The sequence below is a fragment of the Stutzerimonas stutzeri genome, assembly GCF_024448695.1.
Classification (GTDB): Bacteria; Pseudomonadota; Gammaproteobacteria; order Pseudomonadales; family Pseudomonadaceae; genus Stutzerimonas; species Stutzerimonas stutzeri_T.
In genome coordinates this window covers 37,998-50,353 of sequence record NZ_JAMOHY010000023.1, presented here as the reverse complement: position 1 = coordinate 50,353, position 12,356 = coordinate 37,998, and the positions used below count along the sequence as shown (strand labels likewise).

General features: G+C 63.1%; 7 protein-coding genes. 6 read left to right on the top strand and 1 reads right to left on the bottom strand.

Annotation, left to right across the window (positions count from 1 at the left end; genetic code table 11):
- Positions 1-154: 154 nt before the first annotated feature.
- Entirely contained in the window at positions 155-1,606 is a 1,452-nt protein-coding gene (locus NAV32_RS14525; protein ID WP_256053509.1) for a glyceraldehyde-3-phosphate dehydrogenase, read from the bottom strand.
- A 158-nt stretch (positions 1,607-1,764) separates the two neighbouring features.
- On the opposite strand from NAV32_RS14525, the gene mfd reads away from it, so the two are divergent.
- From mfd to NAV32_RS14495, 6 genes are all read left to right on the top strand, one after another.
- Positions 1,765-5,214 carry a transcription-repair coupling factor gene (gene mfd / locus NAV32_RS14520; RefSeq protein WP_256053508.1) on the top strand — a complete coding sequence of 1,150 codons (3,450 nt, stop codon included), beginning with the start codon at positions 1,765-1,767 and terminating at the stop codon, positions 5,212-5,214.
- Positions 5,215-5,273: 59 nt separating this feature from the next.
- Entirely contained in the window at positions 5,274-7,580 is a 2,307-nt protein-coding gene (locus tag NAV32_RS14515; protein WP_423836438.1) for a DEAD/DEAH box helicase, read from the top strand.
- A gap of 30 nt (positions 7,581-7,610) precedes the next feature.
- Positions 7,611-8,162, top strand: coding sequence for a hypothetical protein (locus NAV32_RS14510; protein ID WP_256053506.1), 552 nt, complete (start codon positions 7,611-7,613; stop codon positions 8,160-8,162).
- Positions 8,163-8,338: 176 nt separating this feature from the next.
- Positions 8,339-9,352 (top strand): ligase-associated DNA damage response exonuclease, encoded by a 1,014-nt coding sequence (locus NAV32_RS14505; RefSeq protein ID WP_256053505.1) that lies wholly within the window; start codon positions 8,339-8,341, stop codon positions 9,350-9,352.
- 46 nt (positions 9,353-9,398) lie between these two features.
- A complete protein-coding gene (locus tag NAV32_RS14500; protein ID WP_256053504.1) occupies positions 9,399-11,096 on the top strand; it encodes an ATP-dependent DNA ligase in 1,698 nt (565 codons plus the stop codon).
- Between the two features lie 387 nt (positions 11,097-11,483).
- A complete protein-coding gene (locus NAV32_RS14495) occupies positions 11,484-12,317 on the top strand; it encodes an urease accessory protein UreD (RefSeq protein ID WP_256053503.1) in 834 nt (277 codons plus the stop codon).
- Positions 12,318-12,356 lie beyond the last annotated feature (39 nt).

Below are 12,356 nucleotides of genomic sequence, written 5' to 3'. Positions count from 1 at the left end.
CCTTCGGCTAATCCAGGCTACAAAATATGGGACGCCGTGCAATCTCGTAGGATGGAATCGCCGAAGGCGCTTCCGTCGTTTACCTGAATCCGGAGTCGAGCGCGACTGAATGAAAAACGGGAGCCGAAGCTCCCGTTTTTCATTCAGGCCAGTCTCAACGCGGGAAGGCGGGCGGGTTGACTCCGGCCATGTCTTCCATGACACGCACGACCTGGCAGCTGTAGCCAAACTCGTTGTCGTACCAAACGTACAGGACGACACGGTTGTCGCAGCTGATGGTTGCCTCGGCATCGACGACACCGGCATGGCGCGAGCCGACGAAATCGGTCGACACCACTTCCTGGGAGTTGACGAAGTCGATCTGCTTCTGCAGATCCGAGTGCATGGCCATCTGGCGCAGGTACTCGTTGATCTCTTCGCGAGTGGTGGCCTTCTCCAGGTTCAGGTTGAGAATCGCCATGGAGACGTTGGGTGTCGGTACGCGAATGGCGTTGCCGGTCAGCTTGCCCTTGAGCACCGGCAGTGCCTTGGCAGCAGCTGTAGCGGCACCGGTTTCGGTGATGACCATGTTCAGCGCGGCGCTGCGGCCACGACGACTACCCTTGTGAAAGTTATCGATCAGGTTCTGGTCGTTGGTGTACGAGTGAACAGTTTCGACATGACCGTTGACGATGCCGTACTGATCGTTGACTGCCTTGAGCACCGGCACAATGGCGTTGGTGGTGCAGGATGCAGCGGAGATGATCTTGTCATCGGCGGTGATATCGCCATGGTTGATGCCGTGCACGATGTTCTTCAGCTCACCCTTGCCCGGCGCGGTCAGCACCACACGTGCAACGCCAGGGCACTTGAGGTGCTGGCTGAGGCCTTCGGCGTCACGCCACTTGCCAGTGTTGTCGACCAGCAGCGCGTTTTCGATGCCGTACTGGGTGTAATCCACCGAGGACGGATCGTTGGAGTAGATCACCTGGATCAGGTTGCCATTGGCGGTGATGGTGTTGTTCTCGGCATCGATATGGATGGTGCCATCGAACGGGCCGTGAACCGAGTCGCGGCGCAGCAGGCTGGCACGCTTGACCAGATCATTCTCAGCGCCCTTGCGCACGACGATGGCGCGCAGACGCAGGCCATCGCCGCCGCCGGTTTTCTCAACGAGGATACGCGCCAGCAAACGGCCAATACGGCCAAAACCGTAGAGCACCACGTCAGTGCCCTTGCGGCCTGCGGTATCGGTGCGCTTGCCCGCAACTTCTGCCAGCTCGTCACGCACGAACTGGTCCAGAGTACGGCCATTGCCTTCGGCCTTGAACTTGCCCACCAGCTTGCCCAGGTCGACCGAAGCGGCGCCCAGGTTCATGTCGGTCATGGTGGTGAGGATCTGGTGGGTTTCGTGGACGGACAGTTCCGCCTCATCCGCCTGGCGGTGACGTGCAAAGCGATGCGCCTTGAGAATGGCGATCACCGAGCGGTTGATCAGACCACGGCCATAGATGGAGGTCACCACGTTGTTGTTGCGGTACAGCTGGCCAATCAGCGGAATCATCGCTTCGGCGAGCGCTTCGCGGTCAATCCATTCACCAAGACACTGGTCGGGCTTCTGAGTCACGGGCAGTTCCTTCCAACATGTAGGGGCTGAGAAAAAGGGCTACATTATGCCGACACACCCCAACGCCGGCAAATGCAAAGGACGAAACACTGACAGCCACGCCCTACGATAGTTACAATCCCGGAGATCTATTTCCCCGTCCGGAGTCACGTCCACTCGTGTCCGTATTGCGCCTTCCGCCCATGCCTGCCGCCAGCGGCAAGCAAACCTGGGGCAACCTTCCCGGAGCAGCACTGAGCCTGGCCATTGCCGAATCCGCCAGCCGCGCAGAGTGCTTCACCCTTCTTCTCACCGCCGACAGCCAGAGCGCCGAACGCCTCAAGGAAGAACTCGCCTTCTTCGCTCCGGAGCTGCCGGTGCTGCATTTCCCCGATTGGGAAACGCTGCCCTATGACGTGTTCTCGCCGCATCAGGACATCATTTCCCAGCGCATCGCGGCGCTCTATCAACTGCCCGAGCTGACCCACGGCGTGCTGGTGGTGCCGATCACCACCGCATTGCACCGCCTGGCGCCAAAGCGCTTTCTGCTGGGCTCCAGCCTGGTGCTGGATGTCGGTCAGAAGCTCGACGTCGAGCAGATGCGTTTGCGACTGGAGGCGGCGGGCTATCGCTGCGTGGACACGGTTTACGAGCATGGCGAGTTCGCTGTGCGCGGCGCGCTGATCGACCTCTATCCGATGGGTAGTGCCCTGCCTTATCGCATCGATCTGTTCGACGATGAAATCGAAACGCTGCGCACTTTTGATCCAGAGAACCAGCGCTCCATCGAAAAAGTGGACTCCGTGCGCCTGCTGCCCGCCCGCGAGTTCCCGCTGAAAAAGGAGTCGGTCACCGGCTTCCGCGCGCGCTTCCGTGAGCGTTTCGACGTGGATTTCCGCCGTTGCCCGGTCTATCAGGACCTTTCTACTGGTATTACTCCGGCAGGCATCGAGTACTACCTGCCGCTGTTTTTCGACGAAACCTCGACCCTGTTCGATTACCTGCCGGACGACACCCAGGTGTTCTCCCTGCCCGGCATCGAGCAGGCTGCCGAGCATTTCTGGAAAGATGTGCGCAACCGCTACGAAGAACGCCGTGTCGATCCCGAGCGCCCGCTGTTGCCGCCGGCTGAACTCTTCATGCCGGTGGAGGATTGCTTTGCCCGGCTGAAACTCTGGCCACGCATCGTCGCCAGCCAGGAGGACGTGGAAACCGGCATAGGCCGCGAGCGTTTCCCCGCCAGCCCGCTGCCGGAGCTGGCCATCGAGGCCAGGGCCAGCGAGCCGCTGGGTGCGCTGCGGCGTTTTCTCGACGAATTCCCCGGTCGCGTGCTGTTCACCGCCGAATCGGCCGGTCGCCGCGAGGTACTGCTGGAGCTGCTGGCACGGCTGAAACTGCGCCCGCAGGAAGTCGATGGTTGGCCAGGCTTCCTGCAAAGTCAGGAGCGCCTGGCGATCAGCATCGCCCCGCTGGACGACGGCCTGCTGCTGCAACAGCCGCAACTGGCGTTGATCGCCGAAAGCCCGCTGTTCGGCCAGCGCATCATGCAGCGCCGCCGCCGCGAGAAGGTCCGAGATGCCGGCGAGAACGTCATCAAAAACCTCACCGAGCTGCGTGAAGGCGCGCCGGTGGTACATATCGACCACGGTGTCGGGCGCTATCAGGGGCTGATCACCATGGAATTCGACGGCCAGGCCGCCGAATTCCTCCAACTGCAATACGCCGAAGCAGCCAAGCTCTACGTGCCTGTGGCGAGCCTGCACCTGATCGCCCGCTACACCGGCAGCGACGACGCCCTGGCGCCGCTGCACCGGCTGGGTTCGGAAACCTGGCAGAAGGCCAAGCGCAAGGCCGCCGAGCAGGTGCGCGACGTTGCCGCCGAACTGCTCGACATCTATGCCCGCCGCGCCGCTCGCGAAGGCTATGCCTTTCAGGACCCGCAGCTGGACTACGACACCTTCAGCGCCGGCTTCCCCTTCGAGGAGACGCCGGATCAGCAGGCGGCCATCGAAGCGGTACGCCGCGACATGCTCGCGCCCAAGCCCATGGACCGGCTGATCTGCGGCGATGTCGGCTTCGGCAAGACCGAAGTAGCCATGCGCGCCGCCTTTATCGCCGTCCACAGTGGCCGCCAGGTGGCCGTTCTGGTGCCCACTACCCTGCTCGCCCAGCAGCACTACAACAGCTTCCGCGACCGCTTCGCCGATTGGCCAGTGCGGGTCGAGGTGATGAGCCGGTTCAAATCCGCCAAGGAAATCCAGGCCGCGGTGCAGGAGCTGGCCGAGGGCAAGGTGGACATCCTCATCGGCACCCACAAGCTGCTGCAGGACGATGTGAAGTTCACCAACCTTGGGCTGGTGATCATCGACGAGGAACACCGTTTCGGCGTACGCCAGAAGGAACAACTCAAGGCCCTGCGCAGCGAGGTCGACATTCTCACCCTGACTGCCACGCCGATTCCGCGTACGCTGAACATGGCCGTGGCCGGCATGCGCGACCTGTCGATCATCGCCACGCCGCCGGCGCGCCGGCTGTCGGTACGCACCTTCGTCATGGAGGCCAACAAGCCGACCATCAAGGAGGCGCTGCTGCGCGAGCTGCTGCGCGGCGGTCAGGTTTACTACCTGCACAACGATGTGAAGACCATCGAGAAATGTGCTGCCGATCTGGCCGAGCTGGTGCCCGAGGCACGTATCGGCATCGGCCACGGACAGATGCGCGAGCGCGAGCTGGAACAAGTGATGGGCGACTTCTACCACAAGCGCTTCAACGTGCTGGTGGCCTCGACCATCATCGAAACCGGCATCGACGTACCCAGTGCCAACACCATCATCATCGAGCGCGCCGACAAGTTCGGTCTGGCCCAGCTGCACCAGCTGCGTGGTCGCGTCGGGCGCAGCCACCACCAGGCCTACGCCTACCTGCTCACCCCGTCGCGCAAGAGCATGACTCCGGACGCGGAAAAGCGCCTGGAAGCCATCGCCAATGCCCAGGACCTGGGTGCAGGCTTCGTCCTGGCCACCCACGACCTGGAAATCCGTGGTGCCGGCGAGCTGCTTGGCGACGGCCAGAGTGGGCAGATTCAGGCGGTCGGTTTCACCCTTTACATGGAAATGCTCGAACGCGCGGTCAAGGCCATCCAGAAAGGCGAACAGCCGAACCTGGATCAACCCCTGGGTGGCGGGCCGGAAATCAATTTGCGCGTGCCGGCGCTGATTCCCGAAGACTACCTGCCGGACGTGCACGCGCGGCTGATCCTCTACAAGCGCATTGCCAACGCCACCGATCAGGACGGTCTCAACGAGCTGCAGGTGGAGATGATCGACCGTTTCGGCCTGCTGCCGGAGCCGGCCAAACACCTGGTCCGCCTGACGCTGCTCAAGCTGCAGGCCGAGAAACTCGGCATCACCAAGATCGACGCCGGCCCACAGGGCGGACGCATCGAGTTCGCCGCCGATACGCCGGTTGACCCGATGGCGCTGATCAAGCTGATCCAGACCCAGCCCAAGCGCTACAAATTCGAGGGGGCGACGGTGTTCAAGTTCCAGGTGCCCATGGAGCGACCGGAAGAGCGTTTCAACACGCTTGAAGCGCTGCTCGAACGCCTGACCCCGGCACCTGATCAGTGAAATCAACCACCGGCGCCCGGGCCGTCCCGACACAGAGCGGCCTTCACGGTGAGCTGCAAATAGCGCCCGGCCAGCCGGGCCGCGCTGGCCCCCGGCCACGCCTGACCCTGGGCAGTCATCAATCACTTAACTACCAGCCCGGCAACGGTCGGATGGTCAACGAACAGCAGCATCGCGCCGGTCTCAGCTTCAGCTATGGCCGCATGCTGGTGCACGGCAAGAGCAAGGGCGACGAGCGTTTCCTCCAACTCGACGGCGAGGACCGTCAGGCAATCACCCGCAACCCCAAGGCCGAGCAGGCGTTGCGTCAGCGTCTGCAACAACTGGGTCTGCGCCCTGCCCTTCGCCAGAGCCTGGCGCTGCCGAAGGATTCGGCGGAGATGTACGACCTGTCCGGCGAGGCCGCCTGGCTGCACTTTGTTCAACAGCAGCTGCCGCAACTTCGCGACGAAGGCTGGGAGATCGTCATCCAGCCGGGTTTTGCTTACGACCTGACAGATATCGAACACTGGTACGCCGAGGTCGAGGAATCGCCGGAGCACAGTTGGTTCGAGCTGGTTCTGGGAATCGTCGTCGAAGGTCAGCGCATCAGTCTGTTGCCGGTTCTGTTGGACGTGATCCGCAAGACCCCGACGCTACTGGCTGCGGAACAACTGGCCCAGCGCCGCGACGACGAGGTGATGCGCATCGCCCTCGGACGCCGCGACCGCGAACATCCGCTGCAGGTTCTGCTGCCCTTCGGTCGACTCAAGCCGATTCTCGCCACCCTGGGTGATCTCTATTTGCAGCAGCCCGAGATGGGCGACGGCCTGCGCCTGGGTCAGGCCGATGCCGCACGCCTGATCCACCTCGACACGCTTGCGCTGGAGTGGCGAGGCGGTGAGCGCCTGCGCGAATTCGCCGAGCGCCTGCGCGATTATCGTCAACGGCCCTGCCTGCCACCGGTAGGCCTGAACGCCGTACTGCGCCCCTATCAGCTGCAAGGTTTGTGCTGGATGCAGACCCTGCGCGAGCTGGAAACAGGCGGCATTCTCGGCGACGACATGGGGCTGGGCAAAACCCTGCAGGCGCTGTCCCATCTGCTCACGGAAAAGCGGGCCGGTCGCCTGGATTGCCCCGCGCTGGTCGTGGTGCCCACCAGCCTGATCCCCAACTGGCAGGATGAGGCAGCCCGCTTCACGCCCGACCTGCGGGTACTTACCCTGCATGGCCCGAACCGCCTGAATCACTTTGCCGAGCTGGCCGACTACGACCTGCTACTGACCACCTATGCGCTGCTGCCCCGGGATATCGAACATCTGGCTGAACAGCCTCTGCATGTACTGATTCTTGATGAGGCGCAGAACATCAAGAACGCCACCAGCAAGGCCGCCCAGGCCGCCAGCCGGCTACAGACCCGGCAACGCCTGTGCCTGAGCGGTACACCGCTGGAGAACAACCTTGGCGAACTCTGGTCACTGTTCCATTTCCTGATGCCCGGCTGGCTGGGCACCGCCAAGGAATTCACCCGTACCTATCGCACCCCCATCGAAAAGCACGGCGACAGCGACCGTCTGCAGCATCTGGCCGAGCGTATCCGGCCCTTCCTATTGCGGCGCCGCAAGGAGCAGGTCGCCCACGAACTGCCACCCAAGACCGAGATCCTGCATTCGGTCAACCTGACTCCGGCGCAGCGCGACCTCTATGAGACGGTGCGCCTGGCCATGGACCGCAAGGTGCGCGAGGAGATCGACCGCAAGGGTCTGGCGCGCAGCCAGATCATCATTCTCGAAGCCCTGCTCAAGTTGCGTCAGGTCTGCTGCGATCTGCGTCTGGTGAAGGGCGGAACCGCACGTGTTGCTCGCGGCGGCAGCTCGGGCAAGCTGGACAGCCTGCTGGAGATGCTGCAGGAGCTGATGATCGAAGGCCGCCGCGTACTGGTGTTCTCGCAGTTCACCTCGATGCTGGCGCTGATCGAGGAACAGTTGCTCCAGCGTGATATTCCCTATGTGAAGATCACCGGCGACACCCGCGACCGCCGCACGCCGGTGCAACGCTTCCAGAACGGCGAGGTGCCGGTCTTTCTCATCAGTCTCAAGGCAGGCGGAACCGGGCTCAACCTCACAGCCGCCGACACCGTGATCCATTACGATCCCTGGTGGAACCCGGCTGTGGAGGACCAGGCCACCGACCGCGCCTACCGCATCGGTCAGGACAAGCCGGTGTTCGTCTACAAACTCATCGCACGCGGGACCGTGGAAGAGAAGATCCAGCAGTTGCAGGCGCGCAAGGCCGAATTGGCGACCAGTGTGCTGCAGGGCACGGGCGGCGCGGACTGGACACTGCAGGAAAGTGATATCGAGGCGCTGCTGGCGCCGCTTGGCTAGAATCCGGTCAGCCGTACAAAGGAGATATTCATGAGCCGCTACGAAATCGCCTTTTCCGGGGAGCTGGCGCCCGGTGCCACGCTGGAGCAGGTCGAGGCCAACCTGACGCGACTGTTCCAGGCCGATGCCCAGCGCATCGCCCTGCTGTTCTCCGGTCGGCGCGTCGTGATCAAGCAGGACCTGGATTACGACAGTGTCGAGAAATACCGCCAGGCCATGGCCCGCGCCGGGGCGGTTGCCGAGGTGCGCCCCATGCCGGTGGAAGTCGAGGAAATCGAACTGGCGCCGCCACCTGAGGAAACGCCCACCACCCCGCAGGCCCGTGAGCCCGGCGCAACGCTCAAGCCGTTGGAAGTCACACCGCGCGATGAATACATGGCTGCCTTCATCGATGTTGCAGCACCGGACTTCGGCATAGCCCCGGTGGGCACCGACTTGCAGGACAGGCATCCCGCGACTCCGGCGCCATCACTGGACCTGTCGCAGTTCAGCCTGGCGCCGGTAGGCAGCGACATAAGCGAGCGCCGTCGGGCAAGTGATGTGCCTGCACCGGACACCTCGCACCTGAAGCTGGTGGACTGACGGCAGCCTGCTGACCTGCCTGACGGATTTCAATCCGCCAGGCACAGACCGTCCGACGATGCTTCGCGAGGGCGGAGAAATTTCCGCCCTACAAATTCGGCTACGTTCAGGTGCACGCCGAACTCCGGCCGCCTCCTCAAGCTCCAAATCTGCAAGCGCTCAAAATGGCTGTGTCCATGGATCTTGTCGTTGCCCGTCCCGAAGGCCTCTATTGTCCGCCCGGTGATTTCTACATCGATCCCTGGCGACCGGTGCAGCGCGCGGTCATCACTCATGCTCATGGCGATCACGCCCGCTGGGGCATGGGCCACTACCTGGCGACCGCCGCCAGCGAAGGCATCCTGCGTTCGCGTATAGCCGCCGACATGCCACTGCAGACCCTGGCCTATGGTGAATCCATCCAGCACCACGGCGTCAGGCTCAGCTTTCATCCCGCCGGCCATGTGCTGGGATCGGCCCAGGTGCGACTGGAATACAAGGGCGAAGTCTGGGTCGCCTCGGGCGACTATAAGGTCGAGCCGGACGCGACCTGCGCGCCCTTCGAGCCGGTTCGCTGCCACACCTTCATCACCGAATCCACCTTCGGCTTGCCGATTTACCATTGGCCAACACAGGCCGAGGTGTTTCGCGACATCAACGACTGGTGGCGCGCCAACGCCGCGACAGGTCGCGCCAGCGTGCTGTTCTGCTACGCCTTCGGCAAGGCACAGCGGATTCTTCATGGGCTGGATGAAAGCATCGGCACCGTGGTGGTGCATGGTGCGGTCGAACCGCTGAACCGGGTCTACCGCGAGGCAGGCGTGTATCTGCCGCCCACGCTCTACGCTGGCGATCTGAAGAAAGGCGATCCACGTCTGAAACAGGCCATCATTCTCGCCCCGCCCTCAGCCGGCGGCAGCACCTGGATGCGCCGCTTTGGCGATTACGCCGATGCCTTCGCCAGCGGCTGGATGATGCTGCGTGGCACGCGCCGTCGGCGCGGCGTCGATCGCGGCTTCGTACTGTCCGACCATGCCGACTGGCCGGGTTTGCTCTGGGCCATCGAGCAGACGGGCGCCGAGCGGGTGATGGTCACTCATGGTTCGGTACCGATTCTGGTGCGTTACCTGCGCGAGGTGCGCGGTCTCGATGCCCAGGCCTTTGACACCGAATATGGCGATGAGGACGATACCGCCCGGGAGGCTGAATGACCTACCTGCTCATTCGCATTGCGCCGGGTCACGCCCGGGGTATGAAATGAAAGCCTTCGCCATGCTCTACAGCCGCCTCGATGCCACCACCTCGAGCAACGCCAAACTCGCTGCCATGCGCGATTATTTCCGCGCAGCCGACCCCGCCGATGCGGCCTGGGCGGTGTATTTCCTGGCCGGAGGGCGCCCGCGTCAGCTGGTGCCGACCAAGGTGCTCCGTGCCACGGCCATAGAAGTCGCGCAGTTGCCCGAGTGGTTGTTCGAGGAAAGCTACCAGGCGGTCGGCGACCTGGCTGAGACCATCTCCCTGCTGGTGCCGCAAGCCACACACAGCTCCGATGAAGGCCTGGCCGTCTGGCTGCAGGACAAACTGCTGCCCCTGCGCGGCCTGTCCCCCGAAGAGCAGGTCGCGCGCCTGCCCGAGTACTGGGCGCAGCTGGATCGGTTGAGCCTGATGGTCAGCCTCAAGCTGATCACCGGTTCCTTTCGGGTCGGCGTCTCCAGGCTGCTGGTCACACGTGCTCTCGCCTCCCTCGTCGACCTCGATCCCAAACGCGTCGCGCAGCGGATGGTGGGCTATACCGACCTGTCCCATCGACCCAGTGCCGAGGGCTACCAGATGCTGATCGCCGCCGAATCGGAGCACGAGCATGCCCAGCGTGGTGGCCAGCCCTATCCGTTCTTTCTGGCTCACCCGCTGCAGGCGCCCGTGGAGCAGTTCGAGAAATTGCTCGGCGACCCGGAAAACTGGTTGGTCGAGTGGAAGTGGGACGGCATCCGCGCGCAACTGGTCAAGCGCGACGGTCAGATCTGGATCTGGTCGCGCGGCGAGGAACTGCTCAGCGAACGCTTTCCGGAACTGTGCGAACTGGCCAGCCATCTGCCGGACGGCACAGTGATCGACGGCGAAATCCTGGTCTGGAAGCACGCGGCGGAGAAGGTAGACGCCGCGCTCGGTAAAAGCGTTTCCTCGACGCCAGAGCGCTTGGGCGTACAACCATTCGCGCTGCTGCAACAGCGCATTGGCCGCAAGAATCTCACCGCGAAGGTGCTGCAGGACGCACCCGTCGCCCTCCTCGCCTATGACCTGCTGGAATGGCAGGGTGAAGACTGGCGCCCACGCCCCCAGCACGAACGCCGCAGGCAGCTCGAATCGCTGCTGAAGGATTGCAGCTGCCCGCAGCTGATGCTTTCCCCGCGGGTACAGGGTAGCGACTGGCCGGACCTCGCCCGCCAGCGCGAAGCGTCCCGCGCCCTGGGCGTCGAAGGAATGATGATCAAAGCGCAAGCGGCTCAATACGGCGTCGGTCGCACCAAGGATGTGGGAGTCTGGTGGAAATGGAAGATCGACCCCTATGCCATCGATGCCGTGCTGATCTACGCCCAGCGTGGTCATGGCCGGCGCGCCAGCCTGTACACGGACTTCACCTTTGCCGTCTGGGATGGCAAACCGGGCGACCCCGAGCGCAAGCTGGTGCCCTTCGCCAAGGCGTACTCCGGGCTGACCGATGAGGAAATGCGCAAGGTGGACGCCATCATCCGCAAAACCACGGTGGAAAAATTCGGCCCGGTGCGCAGTGTCACGCCGACATTGGTGTTCGAGCTGGGTTTTGAAGGCATCGCCGCCAGCAACCGGCACAAGAGCGGCATCGCCGTGCGCTTCCCGCGCATGTTGCGCTGGCGTCACGACAAGCCGGTGGATGAGGCCGATACGCTGGAGACGCTCAAGGAATTGCTGGGATGACAGTGCTCCGGCATCTGCGTACCAAAAAACCTGGCCGAACAAGTTCGGCCACCCCGGTCGCTGCACCACTTTCGAGCGCAACAAAAAAGCTGCATGCATCAGGCACCACACTGGTGCAACTTCGGAACGCCAAATCCCTTGGCCGCTCGTTGCGCTCAAAGGTATAGCGACCGTAGCGCCCTAAAATTCACTAGCAGGCCGTTGAAAAACGTAGGCGAGGCAGGCAAGACAAGGCAAAACAGGCGAGGAAGCAGAGTTTAGTGGTCTAAATGAGCATTCCGAGCCTGTTTTTAACGCAGTATTGCCAACGCAGGTAGTTTTTCAATGGCCTGCTAAAGGCACGACTATTGCTGGGCTGGGGTTCAACCATCAAAGAACCCATCCGCGATGACCGTGCTGACTCCACTGTTCACTCCTCACTGGCATGCCGAACTGGAACTCGGCTATGCCCGTTTCGGTGAATCCACGCGCCCGGTGCTGCGACGGCACAGCGGCCCCCTGCGGGTGCAGAAGCATCTGTATGCCGAAGGACCTGAAGTCTGCCAGCACATCATCGTGCATCCGCCCGGCGGGATTGCCGGCGGGGATCGGCTGGATATCAGCGCAACGGTAGGCGCCAACGCCTGGGTACAGCTGACCAGCCCCGGCGCAGCCAAGTGGTACCGCGCTGCCGGCCCGGCGTTTCAGTCGCTGCAGTTGCACGTCGAGGCTGGCGCCACGCTGGAATGGCTGCCGCAGGAAACCATCGTCTACTCCGCTGCACAGGCCGAACTCACGACCACCATCGAACTGGAAGCTGATGCCCGGCTGTTCTATTGGGACATGGTCGCCCTGGGGCGCCCGGCAGCGGACGAGCGCTTCGACGCGGGGCATTTCCAGGCGCGAGTGGATATCCGCCGAGACGGCGAGCTGCTATGGCACGAATGCCAGCGCCTGACAGGCGACGACGGCCTGCTGGATTCACCGATTGGCCTTGATGGCCAGCCCGTATTCGCCACGCTGATCGCCAGCGGCGAGATCGATGCTGAACTGCTGGAACGCTGCCGGATGCTGCCGAACCGGGTTCGCGGAGATCTGACCCAACTGCCCGGGCTCATCATCGGGCGCTGCCTGGCCAGCGAAGCCCTGCATGCGCGTGCCTGGCTGATCGAGCTGTGGCGCCTGTTGCGTCCGGCATTGCTGGGGCGCGAGGCGCTGCCACCGAGAATCTGGAGCACATGAAACAACAGTGGGAAGGGCTTTGCCGTTACCACCCAATGA